We start from the raw sequence: 26,829 nt of genomic DNA, 5'->3' as shown, positions 1-26,829 counted from the left end.
AACCACCTTTCGTTTTCGGTCAAAAATGCAACCGATTGTAGAATTCTACCATTAAATTCTAGTGTAATTCAACCGAACACGCTGTAACCTTTTTGCACTTTGCGTGTGATGATGCAATGTTACAGGAAATGAAACAGTTACAAGGAATTCATCTTCTTTAGATGTTCACCGAAGTTTGATATATTAAGTGCTGTGACACGAGGATGAGGAGTAATCTAGACAAGGAGAACAGACATGAATTGGAGTGAGAATCTAATCTTATGGGCAGTCGCGGGAATCGTCCTGTTATTGCTGCTAACCTGGATTATACGCCGAATCGTTTATCGCGGACAGCGAATACGAAGCGAGGCGAATCCCCACAAAATTACGATTAAAGATATCGATAAAATGGAAGACGGGTCAGAGTTCGAATTATATTTATACAACCTGTTCAAGCGGCTGGGCTATGACGAGGTCCATAAAACGACGAGCAGCCGGGATTTCGGAGCTGACCTCGTTTTTGTAGATCGAATGGGCAGGCGCAATGTGGTGCAGGCCAAACGATACGGGGCGAATCATCCGGTTGGTCTCAGTGCGGTGCAGGAGATTTATACGTCGATGCGTTATTATGAGGCCGAGCGGTCCATCGTGCTGACGTCTGCCCGTTACACGGATGCATGCCGAACGCTGGCCGCAGTCAATGGGGTGAAGCTGCTGGACCGGGAAGACTTGATGGACCTGATCGTTTTGTTCAAATCGCGAAGGCTGGACGAAGCGATGGACCTGATCGAAGAGCAGGATCATGAACCGATCGAGACGTGGCATTCTCGCCCCAAGCGTACTTGATGTCAGTCAGATGTGCGGGCTTGAAGCACGGGCTGCATCGCTTTTCTTTTCTAAAACAGTGCAGCTCACATTCCCGGCTGGCTTTACCTTCACTTGTATCGATACACATGATATATTGGAAGTAGTTCAATCTAAGGAGTGTGTAAACCAATATGGCACGTACACAGACACAAAAAGCGCTGCGCAAAGCAGCACGATCAGGACAATGGTGTCCCGAGCAAAGCCGGAGAGTCAATGGAGATTACGGGGCAGTATCCCAGCATGTCCGCCTCACGCCGACGAAACAGGAAAAATTGCAAAAGTTCAAACACAAGAAGCAGATCATCCAGGATGGTGGTGCTTCTTTTTATTTTATCTTGGGACAGAGAGAATCGGGAGTAGAGACTGGAAGAGTGAACAGAAGAAGTTACCGAATGAATGCCGTGTGACAATAAAAAAGGAGAAGCTGTGCAGCTCCTCCATGAATGCAAAACAAGATCGATCAAATTCTAGGATTGAACGAGGTGGGGAACTTCCACGTTAGGGTCAACATCGGCTTCATAGTCGACACCATCGGTCTCAAAACCGAACAGTTGGAAGAACTCGCGGCGGTAGCCTTCGAGATCAGACAGGTCGTAGATGTTCTCTGTTGTCAGCTCGTTCCAGATCTTCGCTACTTCCTCCTGTACGTCTGCTTTCATCTCCCAATCATCGATTCGAATGCGCCCCTGCTCGTCTGTCGGCACATCACCGCCAGCATACAGACGATCTGCAAACAGCCGCTGCAGCTGTTCGATACATCCTTCATGCAGTCCTTTTTCCTTCATCACTTTGTACAGCGCGGAAATATACAGCGGCACGACTGGAATGGCAGAGCTGGACTGGGTAACAAGCGCTTTGGCTACGGTAACGTAAGCACGTCCACCTGTTTTGCTCAGACGCTCATGCATGCTGCGTGCAGATGCTTCCAGGTGAGCCTTCGCCTGACCAATGGAGCCATCGCGATAGATCGCATGCGTCAGCTCAGGTCCGATATAAGAGAAAGCAATAGTCGTTGCGTCGTCTGCAAGTACGCCGCCCTGCTGCAGTGCATCTATCCACAGCTCCCAGTCTTCGCCGCCCATTACGTTGACGGTCTGACGAATCTCTTCTTCCGTGGCAGGTTCGAGCGTAACCGAACTAATCTCGCCTGTATGGAAATTTACCGTTTTGTTCGTGTAGGATTGTCCGATCGGCTTCAGCACCGAGTTAAAAACTTCGCCTGTATTCGGATCCGTACGGCGCGCCGAAGCCACGCTGTATACGACCAGATCCACCTGACCCAGTTCGCTGCGGATCAGCTCAATGGCTTTTGCCCGGGTTTCATTGGCAAAAGCATCCCCCGTGATGCTGTATGATTTCAGGCCAGCTGCATCAGCAGCCTTCTCAAATGCCGCGGAATTATACCATCCTGCGGAAGCTGTCCGTTTATCCGTAGAACTGGAAGGGCGATAAATGCCGATTGTATTCGCTCCTGCTCCAAAAGCGGACACGATGCGTGAAGCCAGTCCATAACCTGTAGATGCTCCAATGACGAGCACGTTGCGAGGTCCCTGAATCGCTGGCTTTGATTTTACATAATCAATCTGTTCCCGGACTTGTGCCGCACAGCCGACAGGATGAGAAGTTGTACAGATAAAACCGCGTGTTCTTGGTTTAATAATCATTATTGTGACACCCTTTCGTGTTTAATTCATGTCGGATCATGTTTAAATTCATGTTCAAATCTTTTAATTCATTTGCAAAATGTAATTAATTCATTGTACTACACCGCAGTACTGTGCCGTGTGTACTGATTGTAAAGCCCTTAAGCATCCTCCCTATTGTAAAACAATTACGTTCGAAACGGAAACCGTTTTGGTCAATTTTACTGAGAAGCTGGAAATTTTGCTCCCATTTTGGGATGATAAGCATGAAAGATGATAGACTTGATTGCAGCGGATGGACTTCTTACGATGAAAGGATAAATCGGTTATGTTGAAAGAACGGATCGAGTTTCTAAGCAAAAGAAAACAAATTTCGCGTAAAGACCTTGTGGAAGGTCTGGTTACGCAGGCACATTTTGCGAATATTCTGGCTGAGCGTTACCCGCTGCCGGAGGATTTGGCTGAGAGCATTGCCAAACGCCTGGGCGTAGGTGCTTCCTATCTGCTGCAGACGGCTGTGCAGGATGAGCAGACATTGGCCCGGGCAGAAGCGGTATTTGCACAGATGGCGGTGCCAGCCTCGGCGATCCCCGAGGAGACGGTACATGCACTCCAGGATCGGGACGATTCGCTTACCGTAGAGCTGACAACCGCTCTTATGAAGGCGGTATATTATCAGCAGCTGAATGATGCGGCTGCGCATGAATATATACATACATCCTATTTGAATTTTTATCTGGAGAAATACGGCCGTCCGGATGACGTGCAGCTGCCTCGGCCGCTGGCCAAGGCACTTCTTTTCTACAAAATTCAGTATTATCGCTCCAAAATGGCTTTTGTCGATGTGCTTACGCATGCAACCAGACTGGGCGGCCTGACGGAACCCGGCAGTGAACTATGGCTGTCTATACAGAATATCCAGATGGAGGCATATATTCAGACCCGGCAGTATGAAGAAGCGAAGCGTACGTTCGAACAGACGATGAAGCATGTGTATGATCAGCGGCTGTTTCATCGCCTGTCCGGTCTGTATGTGGCTTACAGCGGTTATTGCTTTACAATGGGACTGGTACAGGAAGCTTTGTCGGCATTATCGATGGCCGAAGCGAATTTAGTGTATGCAGGGAATCCCGGAGATCTGGTAACCGCGATTGCAAACAACCGCATTGTGATGTTAACGATGTCAGGTGATCTGGATCTGGCACAGGCGGAGATTGAGCGTTTCGACACCCTGCTGCATGCAGAAACAGAGGAGACACGGCAGGCAATGAAGCCGCTGCTGCTGGTGTATCGCTGTGAGGTTGCATCCGCCCGCAAAAGCTGGGGCATGCTGGCGCAGAGCGTAGATCAGCTGTTAAACTGTGCTGTAACCGAGGATCAGAAGATGAACGCCATTTTCTATCAAAGCCAACTGGCGCTGGCACATGGTGAACAGGAGGCATTCTTAAACCATGCTCAGGCCTGTCTTCCTTACTTTGAATCGGTCCAGCAGTCGATGCGCCTGGAAGCTTTATATGAAGGAATGGCTGTAGTGAGCGAGGATCAGCGAAAGTATAAGGAAGCGGCAGCATATTATCGCAAACTGGTGTATTTGCTGCGGAAATCTTCCTGAAGTGATTCGGGAAACCGTGACAAACCGATTCAATAAAAACCGGAAGGAACGCTTCAACGCGTACCACCCGTGTCATGAAGCAGGGCAGCGCTGCTCCGAGGCGCTGTGACGTGAGGATAGCGAGGTTAGGTAAAGTAAATCCAAAGTAAAGTAACTTGAGGATAGGTGATGTGGTTTAATATAATGTAGTGTAATGTAATTTTAGAAGTGGAAGGAACAAGTGAGACATCCAATATATTCGTCTAAAAGCGGGTGTTTGAAAGGCTTGAACTGCCATTTTCGGGGTGAGTTTTGCAAAAAGATATGACTAGATGCTCGGTGAGCGGGGGAAAAAGACCTTTTTTTTGTGGAAAGCAGGGAAAAGAGCAAATAAATGAATGGAGGTGTGTGTTTAACAGGCACATATTTTCGTTTTTTTTGTATGTGACCAGATGTGTATTCAGAAGCTGCGGGTTGTGTTTATAATAAATCATATCCAAAAAAAACAAATGAGGTGTTCGATATGATGGGATGGTTTTCACGTAAAAACAAACAGGAAGATGCTGTTGCCAAAGCGGATCGCGTGATGAATAAAGGGCTTACGGGCATGATGATGAAAGGCTTGGTTCCTAAGGAGCATCGGGATGCGATTAATCAGAGTCTGGACTCGGCCAAACAGGCACAGCTGGCTTCCAGCGGCTCACTGCCCCTGACGGCCACTGGAACTGTGCTGCGTGTGACGGATACCGGGAAATTAATTAATTTTGATCCAATCGTTGTGCTGGTGCTTGAGGTGACAGAAACAGGAGGGCGTACTTATCAGCGCACCATGGAAACGCTCGTATCCAAGCTGCAGATTCCGCGTGCAGGTGATCGTGTAGGTTTGGGGCAGAACCCCGCGAATCCTTCTGAACTGATCTACATGGGACTGATGTCTGTTTAAGCGGCAGGGATGACGGGAGTCATGCGGAACACTTTGTACCGTGGAGTCGTTTTTTTGGAAGGTAAATAGGGAATATTAGGAAATAGTAGTACAGATATTACAGATAACAACGATAAATAGATATAGATAGGATGATGGACATGAGTCGTTTTTTTAGAGTAATTGGTATGCTTCTGATTTTTGGGGCGGGGTTTTCCCCGTTCGTGGCCCAGTGGCTGTGGAATGATCCATTTATGGTGATGCAGTCATGGTGGTTTAAACCGATGATCTTTAGCGGAATTGGTCTGGTGGTCATTTCAGCCATATTCGGTACAAGTCTGGGTCAGCGCAGAATCAAATCAGGATTGCCTGCGGTTGGCGTAATTCAGAGTATACAGCAGACGGGCACCTATATTAATGAACAGCCTGAAGTACGAATGATGCTGAAGGTATCTCGTCAGGGCCGCGATACGTATGACGCCGAACTCAGAACTATTGTTCCTTTGGCCTCCTTGTCCCAGTTTCAGCCTGGAGCTTTCATCCCGCTTGTGGTATCGGAAAAAGATGAACGCAAAGTCGGGCTGGATCAGCATGGAACGGTATCGCAGGAGCACATGCAGCAGCTGTTGAACGAAAAAATGATGCAGCAGGGCATAGCGCCCGAGATGGTGGATATTGCACGTAACGGGGAGAAGGCAATGGCTAAAATCCTGGATGTCACCCCTCTGGGAAGTGGAAATAACGGAAATATCAAGCTGCAGCTTAAACTGAGCATCACGAAGCCGAGCGGTGAAACCTTTGAAGTAATTACGCAAAAGGAGGTTCTTCCTTCTACGCTGTCACAGATCCAGCAGGGCTATGTCATTAACGTATTTTATTCGAAAGAGGATCCTTCCAAGGTAGCTCTTGCACTTCAAGTCCAAGAGGAACAGCTGAACAATCTCTTCTCATCTTGAGTGTTCTTCATGCTCTTGAGAGCTATCCAGCGCTCAGCGCTTCAGCACTACATACGCTCATAACTTATTATTCAGCCAAATAAACCAGCCCTGCTTCAAGACGATGAAGCAGGGCTGGTTTTTAAAATTTTTAACACCAGTATATCAGGAACGACTGCTCGAAGCAGCGCTTATCAGCATCTCCCGGAATGAGGGGAATAGAGGGCGGGCGTACTGTTCAAGTTTCTCCCGGACAGGCTGTTCTTCAACTGTCAGGACCTCATGATCAAACGATACGACGGCGTAATCATTCTCCTCGGTGGGTTGGTTCGTATCCCAGCACACAGGTCCTGCACCATCTTCATAACCTGCAAATGGAATATAACCTGCGGCAATTAATGGTTTCCACGCGGACCAGAGCCCAGACACTTCCCGCAAAGGGGCATCTGAAGCCAGATTTGGCAGAGCGACCGTAAATGCATCGTAACGAAGATAAATGTTCAGCACGCAGCGACTGCTGAGGTAAGCGGTGTACAGTGACGGAAGAGAAAAAGAAACAGCATGAGCAGCAGGGTGAATTAAAGTTTGTACCAAGTCGTTAATTTGTTTTTCTGTAACTTCCGAGTCCAACATTTTCCAACAGACCCAGCCCTCTTCGTCGATTTCACCATCCTGCATAGCCGCAGGCACGCCATAATCCCCTTCTTCTGTCTTGGCAGGGGAGGACATCAGCATCTCCCGGTGCGGAGAGTCAAAGTATGTGTCGAGCCAGCTCTTGATGAAAAGCCGGTCTTGTTCAAGTGTTTGTGCATCATTCATAGCAGCCACAACCCTTCATAGCTCATATCCCTTTTATTTTATACAATCCCGATTCGCATACGGTAAGAGAAAAGTGCTTCTTTTGATTTTCCGGCAAAAACAAGCTCTGCCTGACGTCTGAAATGCTCCGCCATGTCGTTCACTTCTGCTGCGCCCAGCTTGAGAGCTGTCTGCAGTCCGCCTTGACTAAGTGCCAAATTAGCATAGCGATCCGCCGTAAACTGCTCATAATGATGAAAGACAATCTCCCGGCTGTAGCGGAACAGACCGGACTCCCTAATCTGCTGCAGATGGCCTTCCTTATTCCATTTATGTGCCTGCTGCGCCTCACTCGATAGATGTGAAGCGAGCTCATCCGCTGTGCTCACGAGCTGCTGGTATGCAGCTTCAAGCTGCCAGTCCAGCACGGGAGGCCAGTCGCAGTCGTAGGCAGCAAAAATGCCGCCTGGCCGCAGCACCCTCGCGAACTCACGCAGGGTAGATTGCGGCTCCATCCAGTGAAACGATTGGGAGCAGGTGATAATATCCACACTGTCATCCGGCAGGCCAAGATCGTCGGACATGCCTGATGCGAAGCGAAGCTGCTCCGGCTTGCCTGCGGCTTCCCACTTGGCTGTGGCAGTGGAGCGCATGTCATCACTGGGTTCCACACCGATCACTCGCGACGCATGGTCCAGCCAGATCCAAGTGGACAGCCCTGTACCACAGCCAACATCTGCGACGAAGCGCGGCGAGGTGCCCAAATAATTGGTCAGAATATCGACGACTTCAGGGGGGGCGGAGGGTCTATTCTGATCATACAGTGTGCCAAATCCTTTAAAACGTTCCACGTTATTGAGCCTAATCTGCTGATTCATGTGTTTGCCTCCCAACATCAATGAAGTCCAGTGCATCTTACGGCTATGCTGTACAGTATAAACTCATCCTATATTCTATCATCATCGTGCATTTCCCGCCCATCATTTGCCAATAAATGCGCGGCAGCTTCCTGATGCCTGCAAAGCAGCTCCTCGCGTACAGCTGCAGGTTCTGTTACCGTTACTTTGGAGCCAAAGGACATTAGAAAAGAGTACAGCCGCTCACCCTCCTCGGCTTGAAAAGAGACCCGCAGCGTTCCATCTGCTCTCTGCCGAATCATGGCAGGATCAAGCACATCATAAACCCGGTAGGCGATGGATTGATCAAACAGAAGTTTAATCTGGATGGGTTCAGGCTGTCCCAGAGTGTCTCTATGTTCTCCTTGTGTAATGTCCTCATTCATTTTTCCATTTCTTACGGGTGCTGCGAGAGTACGTTCATATCCGCCGTGAACAAAGCGCAGCCCTGTAATCCGTTTGATTTTGTAGGTGACGAAGGTGTCGAGCGAATGGGATGCCGCAGGCTTGGATTGCTTCAAACCTTTGAAGTACCATGTATTGTTCTTAAAGATCAGCTTGACCGGCAGAGCAGTCTCCTCACTGGCCTCTCCATTGGAATCGATATAGTGAAACGAGAGCAGTTGACTGGCGAATATCGCCTGTTTCACCTGATTAAACAGCTCCATCTCCTGCTCAGGGATACTGCCCCAAGGAGAGTACTCAAATTCAATCCAGTCCAGTTTATGATCAAAAAGAGTCGTTAACCTGCTCAGCATGCGGGCGCTGTTCAGGTGGGGAATGGCACTGACGCTGTACAAGCCCAGCAAAATTTCATTTTGTTCATCCTCGCTCAGCAGCGACTTGTCCATGACATAGTGATCCATCAGATGAATGCCGCCGTGTTTGCCCGTTGTAGTATAGACGGGAATACCTGCGGCACTCAGGCGATCAATATCCCGGTATACGGTGCGAACTGAAACTTCGAACAGGCGCGCAAGCTCCGGGGCAGTTGTTTTCTTTTTTTCCAGCAGCAGCAGCAGTATTCGGAATAATCGGTTATGTTCCATGACAAAATTATATCATGACAACCCTTGTCAGGGTATGGGTGCTACACTTGGACTATAACGTTATCGTTCTTAACGAGTTTCAGTGGATTAAAGATAACAGACTTGCTCCTGCAGCAGTCAGCAAAAGAGGAGGAACGCAGCATGAAAATGAAGGACGGATTCTTTTGGGGCGGTGCTACGGCTGCCAATCAGTTTGAAGGCGGATGGGATCGGGACGGCAAAGGACCGAGCACAGCAGATAGGATGACAGGAGGAACACATACCACGCCCCGCCGAATTACACCTGTACTTGAAGAAGGTACCTATTATCCGAGCCATGAAGCGGTTGATTTTTATGGACATTATAAAGAAGACATTGCGATGATGGCCGAGATGGGTTTCAAAATGTTTCGCATGTCGATCAATTGGTCTCGCATTTACCCGAACGGTGACGATCTGGAGCCAAACGAAGAAGGTTTGAAGTTCTACGATAACGTCTTTGCCGAGTTGAAAAAATATAATATTGAGCCTTTGGTGACGATCTCTCACTACGAGACACCGTTTGGCCTCACACAAAAATATAACGGCTGGGCTTCTCGTGAAGTAATCGAGTTTTACATCCGCTACTGTACAACCTTGTTCAACCGTTATAAGGATCAGGTAAAATACTGGCTGACCTTTAATGAAATCAACTGTCTGACCATGCCGATTGGTGCATATATGGCAGGTGGATTGTTGTTTGAGGGCAAAGAAACATTGACGGACGGAGTAGATCAGCCACAGACTCGGTTCCAAGCGCTGCATCATCAATTCGTGGCCAGTGCCAAAGCGGTGAAGCTGGGGCACGAGATCAACCCGGATTTCAAAATCGGCTGTATGGTTGCTTTCATGACAACGTATCCGAATACGTGTAATCCTGACGATATTTTGCTTGCGCAGAAGAAAGATCAGTTGTCCAACATGATCTGTGGCGACGTACAGGTTCGGGGAGCATATCCAGGATTCGCAAAACGTTTCTTCGCAGAAGAAGGCATCGAGATTCAAATGCAGCCGGAAGACGAGCAGACGCTGCGTGAAGGCTGTGTAGATTTCTACTCCTTCAGTTATTATATGTCTCTCGTAGAGAGTGCGGATGCATCGCTGGATCGAGCGGAAGGAAATCTGCTGGGTGGTATCGAGAATCCATATCTTGAAGCCTCCGACTGGGGATGGCAGATTGATCCGAAGGGGCTGCGCTACACGCTGAATCATCTGTATGATCGTTATCAGGTGCCATTAATGGTGGTGGAGAATGGGCTCGGCGCGGTCGATGTCGTAGAAGAAGATGGTTCTATTCAGGATGACTACCGGATTGATTATCTGAAAGGTCATATTGAGCAGATGAAAGAAGCGGTTGCGGACGGTGTAGACCTGATTGCATATACAATGTGGGGCTGTATTGACCTTGTAAGTGCTTCGACTGGAGAGATGAAGAAACGTTATGGTTTCATTCATGTCAACAAAGATAATGATGGCCATGGTGATTTGAGCCGCACACCGAAGAAAAGCTTTTATTGGTACAAAAACGTGATTGCTTCCAATGGTGAGGAACTGTAAGAAGTGTTTACTATCCGAAGAAGCAGTTTGTGAAGTGAAGTAACTTTTGTTAAAAGAAGAAGAACAAAGACCCCAGCAATCTTAGGATCGCTGGGGTCTTTGTGATGCTCCCTGCAGGATGCATGCAGCTATGCGAAGCTTTTGGCATGCCGTCGGGACAGCCGCTGCAGGTGGCGTCTATAGAACCAGATGCAGGTGAATAACCAGCACCCGCTCAGAAAGTAGCCGCCAACGACGTCACTAGGGTAATGCACGCCCAGATAGATCCGGCTAATGCCGATCATCAGGATAAAAGCAGCACTGGCTGCAATCATACATACCCGCCCGGCAAAGCTCGGGATATGTTTCCAGATGAGAAAGGCCAGTCCGCCATACAGGCTGAACGCAGCCATGGAATGTCCACTGGGGAAGCTGTATCCGCTAACTTCGATAATGCGGTTAATGGTTGGGCGAGCTCTTTGAAACACCAGCTTGATCACGGTGTTCAGCAGAGTAGAACCGGCAAGCACGCTGGCCAGAAAGAGCAGCTCGCTTCTGTGGCGCAGAAAGGCATAAAGCACGAACATGACAATAACGGTAATGACAACCACCTGAAGTTCACTGCCAATCCAGGTAAAGAACTGCATGAACTGAGTCATGCCCGGCGATTCCATGCCCTGAATCCGGTCGATCAGCACAGCATCAAAGCGGTGAATTTGATTATCGCTGATGGAGAGTGCGGTGCTGATAAAAGCGAAAAGGCATAACGCTGCAGCGAGCAGCGGAATAGAGATTTTTTGCGTTCGATTATGCTTCAAATGTAGGGTTCCTCCGTGATGTAGGGTGTCTTTGTTACGGCTATATCTGTCGAACGAAAGTATGGTTTGCACGAATGCACCGATAAAGGTTCAATCATTCCATTCAATCGATATAGTCGAAGTATGTACATAACCTTTTTAACATAGTGTTAACATTCTACAATAAAACAAACAAAAACGAAAATGGATACGTTAATAACATAAAAGTAGTTTAAGTGAAGCTTATGGGGGGCGTAAGAATGAGGAGAATCATTTCGGCTGTTTTGATTCTGATGTTGTGTGCAGCAAGTTTAATCGTTTGGTCAGGAGATCGTGCCTATGCGTGCAGCTGTGTGGAATCCAGTGTCAAGGAGAAGCTGGAGAGGTACAGCGCAGTATTTACGGGGAAAGTGGTCAAGATCGGGGGAGACTCCATATTCAGCAGCAGGCAGTATAAGAAATATACGCTGGATGTGGACACGGCATGGAAAGGCGTAGATGAAAAAAAGATGAAAATTCTGATCAATAATATGGGCGAAGGTGCCTGTGGAACAACATTGACCCATAATCAGTTTTATCTTATTTTTGCTAATCAGAATGAGAAGGATGGCAAATTATACAGCAGTCTATGCAGCGGTAATCTGCAGCTGGAACAGGCTGGAGAGGCGATCAATATGCTGGGTAAAGGCACTCCTGTAAGTTCTGTTGATTTCAGGGGCAGCAGCGGATATCGAAATTCGTGGATGATCTACCTATATGGTGGAGGTGCAGTTGTGATCCTTGCGCTGACGGGTGGTTGGCTGTGGAGAAGAAAGCAGCGGAGAGCATAATATCCATGGTGGGATTGACTGCAGTAATATCATAGTTAGTAGGTTTGAGAGCGGCCAAATGAAGGAACAGGAGCTGCACTGCAGTGAGCGCAGTGTGCAGTAACATTTGACAGACAAAACATCCCCTTATGGACGTGAGCACGTTCCGTAAGGGGGTGTTGATCTTTCAGCTGTGTTTTTGAGTTCGGTTGGTGATGAGCATCCGACCGGAGAGCTTTAACTCCATATTAACGCTGGAGCTGTAACATATAATCATACGCGGTAACACCGAATACTCGCTTGAAGTGTCTGTTCAGATGAGTCAGATCCACAAAGCCGCAGTCGGCTACAGCGGCATAGATGTCTTTGTGTTTCTCAAGGGATTGGCGGGCATGCTCAACCTTGCAGTTCAGAAAAAATTGATAGGGCGAAATTCCAGCATGGGCCTTGAACTCTCGAATAAATTGAAATTTGGAGAGGCCGAATTCAGCAGACAGATTATCCAGTTTCAGCACATTAGCCGTGCTGCAAAACATGATTTCTTTTGCTTTGCGAACGAGACTGTCCTGAGGCTTCCAGAGCTTTGAGGGCTGTTCTTCCCGGGCAAGCATATGCACCAGATCGAAGAGCCGGGTGCTGCACTCGGCTTCATCCTGTCTGTGCTGCACGGCATCGTTCAGCATCAGAATACTTCGGGCAAGCTTCGGATCATAAACGATAGGCGTGGAGAAGCGAAGTTCTTTTTTACCCATAATCTCTTCAACTAATTCGGGCTTCAGGTAAAGCATCACATAATCAATACCCTCTTTATCATACGAACTTCCATCATGGAACTGCTCCCGGTTAAACAGCATGACGCCGTTCGGATGTGAAGCCTGATAGTGACCGTCCAGATGATATTGCTGAATCCCGCGCAGGGTTACCCCTACAGCATATTCCTCATGACAGTGTTTTTTATAGGCGAAATCGGTGAAGCTGGCGGACAGAGCCAGCACGTCTTCGGATCGTTTGTAGCTAAACTGTTCCATACCGCACACCTCCGCAGATGAAGTAAGTTTGTTAGATCAGACCTGACACGATAATGGCTGAGTATATCAAAAAAAGTGCCATCAGCATACTGCATGTTCGCTGGTATCGGTTCAATAAGGACCGAAAAATAGTGCCGAACACAACCCAGCTCGAGTACGCCAGAAAACCAATACATGTAATCAGCATAACATAGAAGAACGCAGACCAGGATTCTGCATCCGTGTAGGGAAGTACATAGGCCGGAATGACGGTAAACGTAAACAGTACCACTTTGGGATTCACAAACTGCATCATGACACCGTTCCAAAAGCCCAAAATGGCCTGCGGAACTTCCTCGGTAGAGCCCATTCGATAGACTTGATATGCAAGGTACAGCATGTAGATGCTGCCGATCACCTGCATAAACTGTAGTATGCCCGGCAAGATGTTAGCGAGAAGCTGATTCAGAAAAGCAGAGGCGATCAGCAGCATGCCAAAAGCCAAAGTGGCTCCCCAGACATAGGGCATGGTGCGGCGTGCACCTACCTTTTGAGCAGAAGAAAGAATCACAATATTGCTGGGGCCGGGTGTGAACGTAACAACGGTGCAGTAGATTAAAAAAGAAAGAATATTCATTTCCAGCTCCTTCCTCGATGAGAGATTTGTATAAAATTGAAAGACGATTGTTGTAATCATACGGCGAAGCATACCAGAGCTATAGTACATTATTGCAGCCGTGCTTGAGGTCATGGGGCGTGTTTCCTGATCAGTGCACTCTCTATAAAAGTTGTGCGTATTTTATTTACACGTTAACGGAGAGGACAGAAAAAACCTGAAAAAGCGAAGCGTTCGCCTAAAAGGTTTCTGCAAGAAAGCTGCATCGGAAGCATACGCTTATCACCGGATTTTCCCCTTTGAAAAAGGGAATCAAAAAAATCTGGGGATAACCGCTACTCTCCAGGTTATTCTGTCATCGGAGTGGACTGTGTAAATTTTTAGTCAACTTATATGGAGAGGTTCCCTTTTTGAATGATTGCGTTTACAATCTATAACGGAGTGAGGGTGTACAAACAGACATAGACCACTTGAGGAAGTGAATGAAATGAAAAAAATGCTGCTGATCTATATTGTGCTGATTGCGGCGTTTGCCCTTTATGTTTTGAGATTTGAATATACCAGTCAGGTGGACAGCTCGTGGGAAAACCGCGGACTGCGCGGTGATCTGGGTGAAACGTACATGATGATCACGTTCCAGTCGGGTCTGGAATATTGGAAGAGTCCGTTGAAAGGTTTTGAGGATGCTGCGGATGCGCTTGGCGTGACCGTCGAATACCGCGGGGCTACACGGTATGATGCAAAGGAACAGACCACCGTGATTGAGCAGGCCATTGCACGCAAACCCGCAGGCATCGCTATATCGGCGATTGATCCGAAATCATTGATTCCGGCCATCAACAAAGCAGTGGAAGCAGACATTCCTGTGATCCTGTTTGACGCAGATGCACCGGGGAGTAAGTCATATTCTTTTTTGGGGACAGATAACTACAAGGCAGGCGTAACGGCAGCGGATAAAATGGCCGAACTGCTCGGCCGTGAAGGAGAAGTGGCTGTATTAACGCTGCCGGGACAGCAGAATCATGAGGAAAGAACGAAAGGATTCCGTGAAACGATTGAGCAGCGATATCCTTCCATGCAAGTGGTTGAAGTGGCAGATGGACATGGAGATACACTTAAATCCCGGGATGAAACAATGCGCTTGATGAAGGCACATCCAAAGCTGGCAGGTATATTTGTTACTGAGGCCACAGCAGGCGCTGGGGCTGGCGAAGCGGTGCAAAATGCAGGTTCAAGCCATGGTCAGAAACTGCATATTATTTCTTTTGACACGAATAAAGCAACGCTGGATCTAATCCAAAACGGCACGATATCCGCTACGATTGCACAAGGAACCTGGAACATGGGATATTGGTCGCTTCAGTATCTGTTCCATCTGCATCATCATCTAACCGTACCCGCGCCTTCACCTTCCGGGGAAAATGCACCCCTTCCTGTTACGGTCGATACGGGGATCTCGGTCGTAACCCGTTCAAATGTGGATGATTATTATGCCAAATAACCAGGAGTCCAGCTCTTCTGCCAATCAATCAGTCAACGAACATGAGGCAGAAAATAACGTGTGGAGCCGGAGAACATGGCGTTCTGTGCTTGGCGATCGTGTCCGTCGTTTGCGTTTACGCAATATGCCGCTGCGGTATCAGCTGATGCTGCTCTTCCTGCTGTTCGCGATCGTGCCTTCCGTCGGAATGGGAGTGCTTGTCAACTGGACGGTTGAGCGGGTCGTGGAGCGTCAGGTAGAGGGACACACGATGCAGTTGATAGGCAAGGTCAATGAAGCGTTAAACACAAAGATGGAGAATTTGCAAAATATGACCTACCTGATCGCGTTTAATCCCGATGTGAATGCATTTATGGATGAGAAGCTTATCGGAGATGGTGGCGGTCGAACAGAATCATCCACCACTGAAGGTCATTCAGAATCTGAGCAGAATCGTCTCTATGGTATGAAGCAGACCCTGCAGGGATTCACCACGTTATACCCGGAAATTGCCGGCATTGTGCTTGTGAACAGCGGCGGTGACTACATCAGCAACGAAATGTATCCTCGAACGGACCAGCGTTTGACCCGGGAAGATTGGTATCAAAATGCTGCAGCGCAGCCGGGTATTTTCACCGTGCTGGGTCAGCCGCAGGAGCGCAACATGACAACCCATGTGCGGTATAAGAACGATGAGATCGTGTCGGTCGTCCGCTCGGTCACGGATGAAACGAGTGGAGCTGTGAAAGGTGCTGTATTGATTGATCTTAAGCTGAGGTCTGTTTCACAGGCCGCGCGTAATGTGACACTTGGGAAATCCGGGTATGTCATGGTGACAGATGCGAATGGACAAAGCGTATATAAACCAGAACATCCGTTAATTGAACATATTCCGGTCAGCTGGTTTAACGCCGGGGAGAGCGGAACATTTACGAAACAGGTGGATGGAGAGACATTGCTGTTCATGTATCAATCCTCTACGTTTACAGGCTGGAGAACGGTAGGGGTATTCCCAACCAAAGAATCGATATCCGAGGTGCGGCAGATTCAGTTTTATGTCGTCAGTTTTGTTTTTGTGGTGTGTTTATTTGGTCTGAGTGCATCTTTGTGGTTCTCGCGTTCGATTGCCCAGCCGATATTCCGGTTGATGTCGTATATGCGCAGGGCAGAGACGGGAAATCTCAATGCGGGCCGCTGGAGTGATCGGGCCGATGAAATCGGCATGTTGGGCAGCAGCTTTAACCGAATGCTGAGCCGGATTCGCCAGCTGATCTTGCTGAATGAGCTGCGTGAACGGCAGAAACGGGATGCGGAGATGCGCAGTCTGCAGGAGCATATCAAACCTCATTTTCTATATAATACGCTGGATACGATTCACTGGATGGCTCGCAAGGAAGGCGCTGACGGTGTATCGGATATGGTAGGGGCACTGTCCCGTTTGTTCCGGATCGGACTGAGCAAGGGGCAGGATTATATTCCGCTTCATTCCGAGCTGGAGCATATCAGCAGTTATTTGCAGATCCAGCAGACCAGGTACCGTGATCGTCTTCGCTGTACAGTAGATGTCCCAGATGATTTACAGAACCTATATGTGCTCAAGCTGCTGCTCCAGCCATTGGTGGAAAATGCAATTTATCATGGTATTAAAGGCAGACGCGGCCCGGGTCATATAGTCATTAAAGGGAATCTGCATCAGGGGCGGCTTCATCTGACGATTCAGGACGACGGAGCCGGAATGACCAAGGAACGGTTAGAGGAGATGCTGCGGCTGCTGGATATGCCTATGGAGAGTCTGGAATCGTCTTCACCAGAATGGACGGGCAAAAGTTATGGGATGCTGAATGTGCAGGCGCGGTTACGGTTGTCATTTGGCGGTGATTACGGGATTCTGCTGGACAGCAGGCCGGGTGAAGGAACCTGTGTGACAATAGTTCATCCACTGATGCGAGAACTGCCCGCAGCACCACTTCCCCAGAATGAGACGCGAGATCATCAGGATGAATCGAAAAAGGAGTGAAGAAGGCCGTGGATTATTCAATGACACCCGTCAATGCCAATGCAGCGGATACCTTGTATCGTGTGCTGATTGCAGACGATGAACCGATCATTCGGGAAGGAATCCGGGAGGCTATAAATTGGGCCGCACTCGGCATGGAGGTTGTGGGTGAAGCCGAGGACGGCGAAGAAGCACTCGAACGGGCAGTAGAGCTGCATGTACATGTGGTGCTGGTTGATATGAATATGCCGTTCCTGAATGGCATTGGACTCATTCGCGCCTTGCAAGAGCGCTGCCCGGGAGTTCGATATCTGATCATATCGGGACATGATGAATTTGCTTATGCTCAGGAAGCGGTCCGTCTCGGGGTGGAAGACTATATCCTGAAGCCCGTACAGGCAGAACAGCTGTATGCTGCACTCAAGCGGCTGCGTCAGCGGCTGGACGAGGAACATCAGCGGACAGCGTATGTCAGACAGGCAGCGCATCAGATTGAACGGAACATTCCACTGCTGCGTCAGCGATTTTGTCAGGAATGGATGGAGGGGCAGACGGGCGGTAAAAATCTGACAGAGCAGCTCACCTTTCTGCATCTTCCTGCGGTATCACCTGTGCAGATCGGTGTTGTGCGCTGGCCTGCTGCTGAAGCGCGCCAGACCATTTTGAGAGAAAATGACCGCCAGCTGTTTCTGTTTGCCGTGGAAAATATCATTACGGAACTGCTCGGAGACCGTGCGCATGTGCTGTTCCGCGATGCCAGCAGCGTCATTGGCATTTGTCTGTGGCAGGAGGCACCGGAGGAGATCGCATCTCTGTTGGAGCAGCAGATCAGCGCATGTCTGAACATTGCAGTGCATGCCCATGTGGAGCCGCACACCGGAACGCTGGAAGAAGTGCCGGATACATATCGGCATTGCCGTGGGCAGGTCTATGAAGAAGTGAAGCTCTCTCCACTCGTCCGCAGAGCAAGGCAGATGATTCAGGAAGAGTATGCGGAGCGGGAACTGACGCTGGAATCACTGGCATCCCGTTTGCAGGTGTCGGCGGTGTATCTCAGTCGTGTGTTGAAGAAAGAACTGGACGATTCTTTTGTTACGCTTGTCACTCGTGCCCGAATCCGTAAGGCTGCACAGCTGCTGGATTCCACTGCACTCCCGATCCATACAATCGCCGAACGAGTGGGGTATGATACGCAGCATTATTTCAGCACGGCGTTTAAGAAAACGATGGGCATCTCCCCTGCCCAATATCGCAAGAATGGCGGAACCGAACGTTCCACCGCAGATCCGATATAGGTAGGAATCCATCTGTCATGCGTCTGTATGTGCAGAGCAGCTTAAGTTCAATATATCGAGAATAGAAGTAGACCCGCCGCTAAAGGTAAAATGCCTGCGGCGGGTTTTTCGCTGTCCTCTTCCATCAAAAGTTAAATTTTTATAAAAAAGGTTCAAAACCTGCAAAGACCCTGCTGGTACTGAAATGCTACCATGGGATGCAGAGAGGAACAATAAGCTGCAGGATACTCTATATGTTGTAAGCGTTATCTTATGAAAAACGAACGCGATACGTGGAGAAAGGGGAACTTCATATGAAAAAAGGAGCCGCATTGATCTGGCTTCTAATCATGGCTATGATGCTCTCGGCCTGTAATCTGGCTGAAAGCGATGTGGGCAGCAAGGAAAAAGGGTATGTCGGCATATCCATGCCTACCAAATCATCGGAACGCTGGGTAGGAGACGGAGAGAACATGGTTCGTCTGTTTCAGGAGCAGGGCTACAAAACAGATCTTCAGTATGCGGAAGACGTGGTTGAGAATCAGATTTCACAGATTGAGAACATGATTACGAAAGGTGTAGATGTCATGGTCATCGCATCCGTAGACGGCAACACACTGACGGATGTTATCAAGAAGGCACATGACGAAGGCATTCAGGTCATCTCGTATGACCGACTTATTCGTAATACGCCATATCTGACTTACTATGCTACGTTTGACAACTTTAAAGTTGGAGTGCTGCAGGCCTCCTATATTGAACAGAAGCTGGGGCTTAAGGATGGTAAGGGACCGTTTAACATTGAGCTGTTTGGCGGATCACCGGATGATAATAACGCGTACTTCTTCTTCGACGGTGCGATGTCCGTACTCAAACCATACATTGATTCTGGCAAACTGGTCGTCCGCAGCAAACAGATGACCATGGCGCAGATTGCTACACTGCGCTGGGACGGTGCTTTAGCCCAATCACGGATGGATAATCTGCTGAGCGCTTATTATTCGGGTGATAATCTGGATGCCGTGTTATCTCCGTATGACGGAATCAGTATCGGGATTATCTCGTCTCTGAAAGGCATTGGCTACGGCAAGCCGAACAAACCGCTGCCGGTTATTACGGGGCAGGATGCGGAACTGGCATCGATCAAGTCCATTGTGGCTGGAGAGCAGACACAAACGGTCTTCAAGGACACACGCAAGCTCGCCGAGAAAACAGTGGAGATGGCCAACAGCATTTTACAGGGAAAACAAGCAGAAGTTAATGATACTAAGTCATATAACAACGGATTAATGGTGGTTCCTGCATATCTGCTCGACCCGATCTCAGTGGATCGAACCAATGTGGAGAAAGATATTGTGGGCAGCAAGTATTACACGAAAGAAGAAATCGGCCTACCGTAAAGTGCGATGAAAGAGATTGGTTTGCCTTAAAATACGATGCAAAAGATCGGCGTGTTATACGCATGATCCAGGAAAGGAGCACATGCCATGACGGACGTCATCCTTGAAATGAAGAACATTACCAAAACGTTCCCGGGCGTCAAAGCGCTGGAAAACGTCAACCTGAAAGTACGGGAAGGCGAGATTCATTCCATATGCGGCGAGAATGGAGCAGGCAAGTCTACGCTGATGAAGGTGCTGAGCGGAGTGTACCCGCATGGAAGCTATGAAGGAGACATTTTGTTCCGCGGTAAGACATGTGAGTTCAAAGATATCAAGCAAAGCGAGGATCTGGGCATTGTCATTATCCATCAGGAGCTGGCGCTGATCCCGTATCTCTCCATTGCGGAAAATATATATCTGGGCAACGAGCGTGCAAGCAAAGGTATCGTGAATTGGAAGGAAACCTTTGTCGGGACACGTGAACTGCTGGGGAAAGTAGGGCTGAACGAAAACCCTAACACGCTGGTATCCAGCATCGGAGTAGGTAAGCAGCAGCTTGTTGAAATTGCGAAAGCGCTCTCCAAAAAAGTACGTCTGCTCATCCTGGATGAGCCCACCGCGGCGCTGAACGAGGACGACAGCGAAAATCTGCTGCAGCTGATGCTGGAATTCAAAAAGCAGGGCATTGCCTGTATCCTCATCTCTCACAAACTGAATGAAGTGTCGAAGGTATCGGATGCAGTGACGATTCTGAGGGACGGCAGGACGATTGAAACGCTGGACATGAAGAAGGATAACGTCACCGAGGACCGCATCATCAGCGGAATGGTCGGACGAGATCTGACGAGCCGCTATCCTGAACGTCATGCCACCATTGGTGACGTGGTGCTGGAAGTGAAAGACTGGACGGTGTATCACGAGCATCAGGCGGAACGTAAGGTGCTGGATCAGATCAATATGAACATCAGACGTGGTGAGATTGTCGGGATTGCGGGGCTGATGGGTGCCGGACGCACGGAACTTGCGATGAGCATCTTCGGCAAATCTTATGGACGTAACATATCCGGACAGCTGATCAAGGATGGCAAGCCAATTCAGAACAATAGTGTGACCGAGGCGATTCAGAATGGTTTTGCTTATGTGACGGAGGATCGCAAGGAATATGGCCTTATTTTAATGGATGATATCAAACGCAACATTTCCCTTACCGGACTAAGCAAACTGACTCGTAATGCCGTTGTAAACGAACATGAAGAAGTGCTGGTCGCGGAAGAAATGAAAAAAAGCATGAACATTAAAGCACCTAACATTCTGCAGAAAACCGGCAATCTGAGCGGAGGTAACCAGCAGAAGGTAGTGCTGAGCAAATGGATCTTTGCCGGGCCGGATATTCTGATTCTGGATGAGCCGACGCGTGGAATTGACATAGGGGCCAAGTTCGAAATCTATACGATCATTCATCGGCTTGCTGCCGAAGGCAAGGGTGTGCTGGTGATTTCATCGGAGCTGCCGGAAGTTCTGGGCCTGTGTGATCGGATCTATGTGATGAATGCCGGACGAATCACGGGTGAAGTCAGCCGGGAGCAGGCATCGCAGGAAACACTGATGAGATATATGACCAAGTCTGGAGGCGGTAAGCATGGAAACGGTAACTAAACTATTCAAAAATAACATACGTCAATATGGGATGATCATTGCTCTCGTTGTCATCATGCTTTTATTTGAGGTGCTGACCAGCGGGCTGCTGCTGAAGCCCATTAACATTACGAATCTGATTTTACAAAACAGTTACATTCTGGTCCTCGCCATTGGTATGGTGCTGGTTATTATTACAGGGCATATCGACTTGTCCGTCGGTTCGATTGCGGCTTTTGTCGGTGCCGTTGCCGCTATCATGATGGTCGATTGGCAGCTGCCTGCATGGCTTGCAGTCATTGCTTCCCTGCTGGTAGGTGCGCTGATTGGTGCTTGGCAGGGCTTCTGGATTGCGTATGTGAGGATTCCGGCCTTCATTGTTACGCTGGCGGGCATGCTGCTGTTCCGCGGACTTACAATGATTGTACTTGAAGGGCAGTCTATTTCACCTTTCCCTGGTGGATTCCAGAAAATCAGCTCGGGTTTCCTGCCGGATGTTCAATTCTCCGGTTTGGGTCTGGTATCCATTATTGTGGGGATTGCACTCACCATCTGGTACATTATTAACGAAATGCGGGAACGGGCTTCCCAGCGCAAGTATGGCTTTGAAGTGGTATCGCAAGGGCTGTTCCTGCTCAAGCTGATTGTAGTCGCAGCGGTAACCAACCTGTTTACATTCGTACTAGCAAGTTACGCAGGTATTCCTAACATTCTGGTGCTCCTGTTTGTGCTGATTGTCGTGTATTCCTTCGTCATGAATCGTACGGTGATGGGGCGTCACGTGTATGCACTTGGAGGCAATGAGAAGGCTGCAGGCCTGTCCGGGGTTAAAACGAAAAAAGTGACCTTCTGGGTGTTTGTGAACATGGGCACACTGGCCGCTGTATCGGGTCTGATCTTTGCCGCTCGTCTGAATGCGGCTACACCAAGAGCAGGTACCAACTTTGAGCTGGACGCGATTGCAGCCTGCTTCATCGGTGGAGCTTCAGCTTCGGGAGGGATTGGAACCGTATTTGGCGCCATCATCGGTGGTCTGGTTATGGGCGTGCTGAACAACGGAATGTCCCTGATTGGTCTCGGTATCGACTGGCAGCAGGGAATCAAGGGCTTGGTGCTGCTGCTGGCGGTGGCATTTGATATCTATAATAAAAACAAAAGAGCGGCTTAATATTATAGATGTAAAATATAAAATATACTGAATGTAACGTATACTAAAGGTAAATATAACGAAATTTAATATGAATTTAGCGAAAAGGCTTGGCAAATGCCAAGCCTTTTTTGTCTTTATTTTGGAACAGCAATCCATAATGTCCATGAATCTTTTTCAATAATTGGAGTTGTACTGTTTTTAAGTTTGCTGTTAATAAATACAATCAGCTCGCCAAGCTCATGGTCTGTCAATTCATGAAGAATCGAGCGTCCAGTCCGCTGCGCCAGATCTTTATTTAATGTAGCCAGGTTCTGGTGAACACATCTGGTTTCCCAAAGCTGCACGGTTCTAACGATCATGAATCCATTGGAATCAAGCGATCTCTGGACCTCATGGGCTTCGTGCCGACGTGAGCGTTCCATGCCAATCAATTCAGGATACTTCTCAAAGAAGTAACCTCTCATGTTATGTTCGTCTCCTGGGAGTAAACAGTCTTCAGGTGTTCTGTCTTGGATGATGAACACACCATTGTTTTTCAGGATACGTTTTGCTTCTTGAAAACAGCTGTCTAAATCTTGCAAATGATGTATGAGCGCTCTTTCCAAGACGATATCAAAAGTATGGTCTGGAAGTCCCGAGTTGTAGGCGTTCCCCTGCTGCAATGTGACATTGCTCAAATTCTCACAATGCCGAGCAGCCCCTTTTAACATCTCATCTGAAAAATCTACACCCGTCACATGTGCAGCTCCTGAGTTTGCTAAAGCTCGGGTATAAATTCCTCCGCCGCAGCCGATATCAACAATCTCTTTCCCCGATACATCCACATACTCCTGAAGCAAAGAGAGCCATGATGCATCCGCAGTTCTGGTCGTATACGTCATTCTGTTGCGTTGATCGTGAAAATTGATGGGCACATTACCACCTCTTGTTTCATTGTGTGAAACGTAGTTTCAATAAATGATATATCTTACGATACCATATTATTCTTTTTGGTCAAGAGGTTCCAGCCCATATCCAAGTTTCTTACCTATAGACAGCTCGGTGTAAATTAAGCCTTGCACCGTTTTATCTACATCAGCGCACCTATGAAACGGGTGGCAATTCCAAAGTAGATAAACAGTGAAAGAATATCGTTCAGTGTTGTAATTAAAGGACCGGATGCAACAGCAGGATCAACCTTGAAGCGGCTGAGCAGCAGCGGAATGCAGGTGCCTGTCAGTGTGCCGATGATCAACGTGAAGAACAGGGATACACCGATAATCATACCGAGCAGCCAGTCCCCTTGCCAGAAATAAGCAATTACTGTAATCAGCAGACCGCAGACAAGGCCGATCATTGTACCCACTTTAATCTCTCGTCCAATTAAAGCCAGCACAGTTGATCTGTCGAGCTTGCGTCCAATAAGTCCGCGTACGACGACAGCGAGGGACTGAGTCCCCGTATTTCCCGTCATCCCGGCAATCATAGGCATGAAAAATGCGAGAGCAACGACCTGATTCAATGTATCTTCAAAAAAATCGACAATGCTTCCCGAAATCAATCCGATCAATAACAGTAAAATGAGCCAGGGCAGTCTACGTCTGACCGCGACCAGCGGTTTGGTATCAAAATCAATATCCTTGCCGCCGCCGCCCATTTTGGCAAGGTCTTCGCTGGCCTCATGCATAATGATGTCAATGACGTCATCCATTTGGATAATCCCGCACAGCCGATTGTTCTCATCCACCACCGGAAGGGCAATGAACTCGTAACGCTGCAGCAGTTGTGCCGCTTCTTCCTGATCCATATCTACGGTCGCGTGAATAACCCTCCTGGTCATTAACTCTTCAACCTTGGTTTTGTCGTCAGCCAAGGCGAGGGATCGATAACTAACGACACCAGCCAGCTTACCCTCATCGTCGACAACATAGAGATAACTGGAGGCGGATAGATGTAGTGTACCTTGCGACTGTCTAAGCGCTTCCTTCGCTGTATCGTGAGTGAACAAGGTACGATAGCGGTCTGTCATAATTCGTCCGGCCGTTTCCGGCGGATAGCTGAGTACAGACCGAATAATGGCGGAGTGATCCAGGTTCATGCTGGACAGCAATTCTTCCCTGCGCTTCGCTGGCAGATCGTGCATGAATCGGATAAGGTCACTTTTATCCATCTGCTGCATGACTTCCAATGTACGTTCTGGTCCAAGCCTTTCAAAAAGTTCGGCCTGTTCATGCAGCTTCAGATTTTCGGCTAAATCAGCAAGAATATCCGGTTTGAACAGAAGAAGAAAACGATTTTTATCGTCTTCAGGGAACTTTTTATAGATGAGTGAAAGATCATAGGGACGCAGCTCCTTCACGAGTTTATAGAATTCCGGCAGATTCTGAGACTGCACGTGCTGCTTGAGCTGCTCGGTGATTTCCTCTACGGAAAGCTCTTTGTTGGTCTGTGACCCTTTCATATCGACACTCCTTTTCTGTAAGATGGGCTCCATATTTTTAAACGAAAAGGGCCTGCAGCTAAACAACCGTACATGCATAGGGAGAAGCAGGATGTTGAAATCTTGCTTAAACATTCGACATAGGCTTACAAATGGAAGCGCTCAGGATATACTTGTTCTACAGCAGCAAATGAGGAGGTCGTGTGTATTGGAAACAGAGATTCGAACACAATTGCTCAGCCTGGCTGAGCCGGAATACCAAAAATTCTCAGCTTCTCTCATCCCGAATATTACAAATGTTTTGGGTGTGCGGCTGCCCGCTATCCGCAAAATAGCTAAACAGATTGCCGCGGAAGACTGGCGTACGTACCTGGATACGGCGAAGGATGAATTTTTTGAGGAGGTTATGCTGCAGGCAATGGTTATTGGTCATGCACAGGCGGATTTACATGAGCTGCTGACAAGAATTGCCGCGTTTGTGCCCAAGATTGACAATTGGTCGGTGTGTGACAGCTTCTGTGCCGGACTGAAATATACCAAAGTGCATCCCGAAGCGATGTGGAACTTCATTCAGCCCTACCTGCGGTCAGATCAAGAATACGACATCCGGTTTGGTGTGGTGATGCTGCTGAATTTTTATCTGGAAGAGCCTTATATTCATCAGGTTTTACCTTTACTTGATCAGATTAAACATGAGGCATATTATGTGAAAATGGCTGTAGCTTGGGCCATCTCGATCGCTTATGTGAAACAGCCCGAGGCTGTTATGCCGTATTTGAAGCAAAATACGCTTGACGATTTTACGTACAATAAGGCTCTCCAGAAGATTATAGAATCGTACCGGGTGACGCCAGAGGATAAGCAATTGATGCGAAGCATGAAACGTAAGGTGAACAGACAGACACAAAAAACGGCTGACGTAATCGCGGGAAAAAAGAAGGTGAATATGGGATGAGACAAAAGATAATGTATGCCAATATACAGCTGGACGGACGCCCATGGAGTCTGCTTGCAACCGAAAAGGGAGTGTGCAGGATCGTGATGCCCAATGAAAAACTGGAGGATTGGACTGGCTGGATTAGTAAAATTGCACCAGGCACTGCACTCGAAGAGAATGAGCAGGCATTAAAGCGGACTGGAATGATGGACTGGCTGGTGTCTTATTTTGCAGGAGAAAAGACAGTCTATACGGAGGACATCCCGCTCGACCTGATTGGCACGCCGTTTCAGCAGCAGGTGTGGAAGGCACTCGGGTATGTGCCCTATGGACAGACACGTACGTATGGAGATATCGCTGCAGTGATCGGCAGACCTTCAGCTGTACGTGCTGTAGGTGCGGCAAATGGGGCCAATCCGATTCCCGTATTACTTCCATGTCACCGCATTATCGGTGCTAATCGCAAGCTGACGGGTTTTCGCGGCGGACTGGAGATGAAGCGCAGGTTGCTGGATATTGAACATATTGAAGGCGTGGCAGACGGAGGGCATGCGAGATTTGATTTTTGATATAGAATGCTCCTCCTGTTTGAGTTGGAATTTTCTCTTTATTTGTAATGTTACAAGTGAATTGTAAAAGAGATGTGGTATAAATCTATCTGTGACATGTATATTTATTACAGGTAAAGAGAAGTACATACATCAAAGAAAAAACAGCCGCGCCGCGCCTTCATTGTATAACACCCGGGAATTTCTATTTCATGAGAGGAGATGATGTGATGTCGTACGTTTCGCAGAAATCTCACCCGAATCGTACAAAACGCTGGATGATCCGAATTGGAATTTTTATAGTTATTCAAATCATCTTTATGGTTATTGACGGTACGTTCCTGGAACCCAAGTTAAATGATAGTAACAATGTATTTACTGAAATGCTTAAGGGGATATTGCAATCAAGATTGCTTAATGAATGGGTTGCTCCTTATTCCTTTCCTTTGTTTAATTTAGTTCTGATCGTTCACGCTGCTGCTTTATTGCTTCAAGCTGCGGCAGAGATGATCTCAGCTGTTCTCAAAAAAAGATAAACACAGGCA

25 protein-coding genes are annotated in these 26,829 nt (G+C 48.1%); 16 read left to right on the top strand and 9 right to left on the bottom strand.

Features of this window, described 5'->3' with window-relative positions; all coding sequences use genetic code 11:
* The first annotated feature begins 234 nt into the window (after window positions 1-234).
* Together MKY97_RS22040 and MKY97_RS22035 are read left to right on the top strand one after the other, a co-directional pair.
* Window positions 235-825 carry a restriction endonuclease gene (locus MKY97_RS22040; RefSeq protein WP_342552409.1) on the top strand — a complete coding sequence of 197 codons (591 nt, stop codon included), beginning with the start codon at window positions 235-237 and terminating at the stop codon, window positions 823-825.
* Between the two features lie 152 nt (window positions 826-977).
* Window positions 978-1,253 (top strand): hypothetical protein, encoded by a 276-nt coding sequence (locus tag MKY97_RS22035; protein ID WP_342552408.1) that lies wholly within the window; start codon window positions 978-980, stop codon window positions 1,251-1,253.
* Between the two features lie 60 nt (window positions 1,254-1,313).
* On the opposite strand, the gene fabV is transcribed toward MKY97_RS22035, so the two are convergent.
* Entirely contained in the window at window positions 1,314-2,510 is a 1,197-nt protein-coding gene (gene fabV / locus MKY97_RS22030) for an enoyl-ACP reductase FabV (RefSeq protein WP_342552407.1), read from the bottom strand.
* A 307-nt stretch (window positions 2,511-2,817) separates the two neighbouring features.
* On the opposite strand from fabV, the gene MKY97_RS22025 reads away from it, so the two are divergent.
* The 3 genes from MKY97_RS22025 to MKY97_RS22015 all read left to right on the top strand — a co-directional run bounded on the left by MKY97_RS22025 (window position 2,818) and on the right by MKY97_RS22015 (window position 5,958).
* The gene (locus tag MKY97_RS22025; protein WP_342552406.1) at window positions 2,818-4,101 is read left to right on the top strand and encodes an XRE family transcriptional regulator; all 1,284 of its coding nucleotides are present in this window, start codon (window positions 2,818-2,820) and stop codon (window positions 4,099-4,101) included.
* A gap of 502 nt (window positions 4,102-4,603) precedes the next feature.
* Window positions 4,604-5,023, top strand: coding sequence for a hypothetical protein (locus tag MKY97_RS22020; protein ID WP_342552405.1), 420 nt, complete (start codon window positions 4,604-4,606; stop codon window positions 5,021-5,023).
* 140 nt (window positions 5,024-5,163) lie between these two features.
* Window positions 5,164-5,958 (top strand): hypothetical protein, encoded by a 795-nt coding sequence (locus MKY97_RS22015; protein ID WP_342552404.1) that lies wholly within the window; start codon window positions 5,164-5,166, stop codon window positions 5,956-5,958.
* Between the two features lie 144 nt (window positions 5,959-6,102).
* On the opposite strand, the gene MKY97_RS22010 is transcribed toward MKY97_RS22015, so the two are convergent.
* The 3 genes from MKY97_RS22010 to MKY97_RS22000 all read right to left on the bottom strand — a co-directional run bounded on the left by MKY97_RS22010 (window position 6,103) and on the right by MKY97_RS22000 (window position 8,680).
* Complete coding sequence (locus tag MKY97_RS22010) at window positions 6,103-6,756, bottom strand: hypothetical protein (RefSeq protein ID WP_342552403.1); 654 nt, start codon at window positions 6,754-6,756, stop codon at window positions 6,103-6,105.
* Between the two features lie 38 nt (window positions 6,757-6,794).
* Window positions 6,795-7,613 (bottom strand): class I SAM-dependent methyltransferase, encoded by an 819-nt coding sequence (locus tag MKY97_RS22005; RefSeq protein ID WP_342552402.1) that lies wholly within the window; start codon window positions 7,611-7,613, stop codon window positions 6,795-6,797.
* 68 nt (window positions 7,614-7,681) lie between these two features.
* On the bottom strand, window positions 7,682-8,680 hold the full coding sequence (locus tag MKY97_RS22000) for a YafY family protein (protein ID WP_342552401.1): 999 nt from the start codon (window positions 8,678-8,680) through the stop codon (window positions 7,682-7,684).
* A gap of 141 nt (window positions 8,681-8,821) precedes the next feature.
* On the opposite strand from MKY97_RS22000, the gene MKY97_RS21995 reads away from it, so the two are divergent.
* Window positions 8,822-10,255 (top strand): glycoside hydrolase family 1 protein, encoded by a 1,434-nt coding sequence (locus MKY97_RS21995; RefSeq protein ID WP_342552400.1) that lies wholly within the window; start codon window positions 8,822-8,824, stop codon window positions 10,253-10,255.
* 128 nt (window positions 10,256-10,383) lie between these two features.
* On the opposite strand, the gene MKY97_RS21990 is transcribed toward MKY97_RS21995, so the two are convergent.
* A complete protein-coding gene (locus MKY97_RS21990) occupies window positions 10,384-11,052 on the bottom strand; it encodes a phosphatase PAP2 family protein (RefSeq protein ID WP_342552399.1) in 669 nt (222 codons plus the stop codon).
* Between the two features lie 239 nt (window positions 11,053-11,291).
* Here MKY97_RS21990 and MKY97_RS21985 point away from each other — a divergent pair, with 239 nt between their 5' ends.
* Entirely contained in the window at window positions 11,292-11,861 is a 570-nt protein-coding gene (locus MKY97_RS21985; protein ID WP_342552398.1) for a hypothetical protein, read from the top strand.
* 227 nt (window positions 11,862-12,088) lie between these two features.
* Here MKY97_RS21985 and MKY97_RS21980 read toward each other — a convergent pair whose 3' ends face one another.
* Both MKY97_RS21980 and MKY97_RS21975 read right to left on the bottom strand, forming a co-directional pair.
* Window positions 12,089-12,868 (bottom strand): AraC family transcriptional regulator, encoded by a 780-nt coding sequence (locus MKY97_RS21980; RefSeq protein WP_342552397.1) that lies wholly within the window; start codon window positions 12,866-12,868, stop codon window positions 12,089-12,091.
* 31 nt (window positions 12,869-12,899) lie between these two features.
* A complete protein-coding gene (locus tag MKY97_RS21975; protein ID WP_342552396.1) occupies window positions 12,900-13,484 on the bottom strand; it encodes a LysE family transporter in 585 nt (194 codons plus the stop codon).
* Window positions 13,485-13,950: 466 nt separating this feature from the next.
* Between MKY97_RS21975 and MKY97_RS21970 the strand changes: the two genes are divergently transcribed.
* The 6 genes from MKY97_RS21970 (at window position 13,951) to mmsB (ending at window position 22,398) form a co-directional block, all read left to right on the top strand.
* Entirely contained in the window at window positions 13,951-14,964 is a 1,014-nt protein-coding gene (locus tag MKY97_RS21970; protein WP_342552395.1) for a substrate-binding domain-containing protein, read from the top strand.
* 124 nt (window positions 14,965-15,088) lie between these two features.
* Complete coding sequence (locus tag MKY97_RS21965; RefSeq protein ID WP_342556420.1) at window positions 15,089-16,960, top strand: sensor histidine kinase; 1,872 nt, start codon at window positions 15,089-15,091, stop codon at window positions 16,958-16,960.
* Between the two features lie 20 nt (window positions 16,961-16,980).
* Window positions 16,981-18,234 carry a response regulator gene (locus MKY97_RS21960; protein ID WP_342556419.1) on the top strand — a complete coding sequence of 418 codons (1,254 nt, stop codon included), beginning with the start codon at window positions 16,981-16,983 and terminating at the stop codon, window positions 18,232-18,234.
* A gap of 293 nt (window positions 18,235-18,527) precedes the next feature.
* Window positions 18,528-19,613, top strand: a complete 1,086-nt coding sequence (gene chvE, locus MKY97_RS21955; RefSeq protein WP_342552394.1) for a multiple monosaccharide ABC transporter substrate-binding protein — start codon at window positions 18,528-18,530, stop codon at window positions 19,611-19,613.
* Between the two features lie 87 nt (window positions 19,614-19,700).
* A complete protein-coding gene (gene mmsA / locus MKY97_RS21950) occupies window positions 19,701-21,251 on the top strand; it encodes a multiple monosaccharide ABC transporter ATP-binding protein (RefSeq protein WP_342552393.1) in 1,551 nt (516 codons plus the stop codon).
* The gene (mmsB, locus tag MKY97_RS21945; RefSeq protein WP_342552392.1) at window positions 21,235-22,398 is read left to right on the top strand and encodes a multiple monosaccharide ABC transporter permease; all 1,164 of its coding nucleotides are present in this window, start codon (window positions 21,235-21,237) and stop codon (window positions 22,396-22,398) included. Before mmsA ends, mmsB begins: the two co-directional genes overlap by 17 nt.
* A 116-nt stretch (window positions 22,399-22,514) precedes the next feature.
* On the opposite strand, the gene MKY97_RS21940 is transcribed toward mmsB, so the two are convergent.
* Together MKY97_RS21940 and mgtE are read right to left on the bottom strand one after the other, a co-directional pair.
* On the bottom strand, window positions 22,515-23,294 hold the full coding sequence (locus MKY97_RS21940; RefSeq protein WP_342552391.1) for a methyltransferase domain-containing protein: 780 nt from the start codon (window positions 23,292-23,294) through the stop codon (window positions 22,515-22,517).
* 155 nt (window positions 23,295-23,449) lie between these two features.
* Window positions 23,450-24,820, bottom strand: coding sequence for a magnesium transporter (gene mgtE / locus MKY97_RS21935; RefSeq protein ID WP_342552390.1), 1,371 nt, complete (start codon window positions 24,818-24,820; stop codon window positions 23,450-23,452).
* A 187-nt stretch (window positions 24,821-25,007) separates the two neighbouring features.
* On the opposite strand from mgtE, the gene MKY97_RS21930 reads away from it, so the two are divergent.
* From MKY97_RS21930 to MKY97_RS21920, 3 genes are all read left to right on the top strand, one after another.
* Window positions 25,008-25,754, top strand: a complete 747-nt coding sequence (locus tag MKY97_RS21930) for a DNA alkylation repair protein (protein ID WP_342552389.1) — start codon at window positions 25,008-25,010, stop codon at window positions 25,752-25,754.
* Window positions 25,751-26,305 (top strand): methylated-DNA--[protein]-cysteine S-methyltransferase, encoded by a 555-nt coding sequence (locus MKY97_RS21925; protein ID WP_342552388.1) that lies wholly within the window; start codon window positions 25,751-25,753, stop codon window positions 26,303-26,305. The genes MKY97_RS21930 and MKY97_RS21925 overlap by 4 nt, the downstream gene beginning before the upstream one ends.
* Before the next feature lie 191 nt (window positions 26,306-26,496).
* Window positions 26,497-26,820: a YfzA family protein gene (locus MKY97_RS21920; protein ID WP_342552387.1), complete on the top strand. Its 324-nt coding sequence runs from the start codon at window positions 26,497-26,499 to the stop codon at window positions 26,818-26,820.
* The last annotated feature ends 9 nt before the right edge of the window (window positions 26,821-26,829 follow it).

Origin of the sequence: Paenibacillus sp. FSL R7-0652 (assembly GCF_038595045.1) — a bacterium.
Lineage (GTDB): Bacteria > Bacillota > Bacilli > Paenibacillales > Paenibacillaceae > Paenibacillus.
This window is presented reverse-complemented; position numbering and strand designations above follow the sequence as displayed.

Bases quoted from the DNA above. Each gene is read 5' to 3' on its own strand.
- MKY97_RS22040 (WP_342552409.1), top strand. From the start codon at position 235: ATGAATTGGAGTGAGAATCTAATCTTATGGGCAGTCGCGGGAATCGTC.
- MKY97_RS22035 (WP_342552408.1), top strand. From the start codon at position 978: ATGGCACGTACACAGACACAAAAAGCGCTGCGCAAAGCAGCACGATCA.
- fabV (WP_342552407.1), bottom strand. From the start codon at position 2,510: ATGATTATTAAACCAAGAACACGCGGTTTTATCTGTACAACTTCTCAT.
- MKY97_RS22025 (WP_342552406.1), top strand. From the start codon at position 2,818: ATGTTGAAAGAACGGATCGAGTTTCTAAGCAAAAGAAAACAAATTTCG.
- MKY97_RS22020 (WP_342552405.1), top strand. From the start codon at position 4,604: ATGATGGGATGGTTTTCACGTAAAAACAAACAGGAAGATGCTGTTGCC.
- MKY97_RS22015 (WP_342552404.1), top strand. From the start codon at position 5,164: ATGAGTCGTTTTTTTAGAGTAATTGGTATGCTTCTGATTTTTGGGGCG.
- MKY97_RS22010 (WP_342552403.1), bottom strand. From the start codon at position 6,756: ATGAATGATGCACAAACACTTGAACAAGACCGGCTTTTCATCAAGAGC.
- MKY97_RS22005 (WP_342552402.1), bottom strand. From the start codon at position 7,613: ATGAATCAGCAGATTAGGCTCAATAACGTGGAACGTTTTAAAGGATTT.
- MKY97_RS22000 (WP_342552401.1), bottom strand. From the start codon at position 8,680: ATGGAACATAACCGATTATTCCGAATACTGCTGCTGCTGCTGGAAAAA.
- MKY97_RS21995 (WP_342552400.1), top strand. From the start codon at position 8,822: ATGAAAATGAAGGACGGATTCTTTTGGGGCGGTGCTACGGCTGCCAAT.
- MKY97_RS21985 (WP_342552398.1), top strand. From the start codon at position 11,292: ATGAGGAGAATCATTTCGGCTGTTTTGATTCTGATGTTGTGTGCAGCA.
- MKY97_RS21980 (WP_342552397.1), bottom strand. From the start codon at position 12,868: ATGGAACAGTTTAGCTACAAACGATCCGAAGACGTGCTGGCTCTGTCC.
- MKY97_RS21975 (WP_342552396.1), bottom strand. From the start codon at position 13,484: ATGAATATTCTTTCTTTTTTAATCTACTGCACCGTTGTTACGTTCACA.
- MKY97_RS21970 (WP_342552395.1), top strand. From the start codon at position 13,951: ATGAAAAAAATGCTGCTGATCTATATTGTGCTGATTGCGGCGTTTGCC.
- MKY97_RS21965 (WP_342556420.1), top strand. From the start codon at position 15,089: ATGCCGCTGCGGTATCAGCTGATGCTGCTCTTCCTGCTGTTCGCGATC.
- MKY97_RS21960 (WP_342556419.1), top strand. From the start codon at position 16,981: ATGACACCCGTCAATGCCAATGCAGCGGATACCTTGTATCGTGTGCTG.
- chvE (WP_342552394.1), top strand. From the start codon at position 18,528: ATGAAAAAAGGAGCCGCATTGATCTGGCTTCTAATCATGGCTATGATG.
- mmsA (WP_342552393.1), top strand. From the start codon at position 19,701: ATGACGGACGTCATCCTTGAAATGAAGAACATTACCAAAACGTTCCCG.
- mmsB (WP_342552392.1), top strand. From the start codon at position 21,235: ATGGAAACGGTAACTAAACTATTCAAAAATAACATACGTCAATATGGG.
- mgtE (WP_342552390.1), bottom strand. From the start codon at position 24,820: ATGAAAGGGTCACAGACCAACAAAGAGCTTTCCGTAGAGGAAATCACC.
- MKY97_RS21925 (WP_342552388.1), top strand. From the start codon at position 25,751: ATGAGACAAAAGATAATGTATGCCAATATACAGCTGGACGGACGCCCA.
- MKY97_RS21920 (WP_342552387.1), top strand. From the start codon at position 26,497: ATGAGAGGAGATGATGTGATGTCGTACGTTTCGCAGAAATCTCACCCG.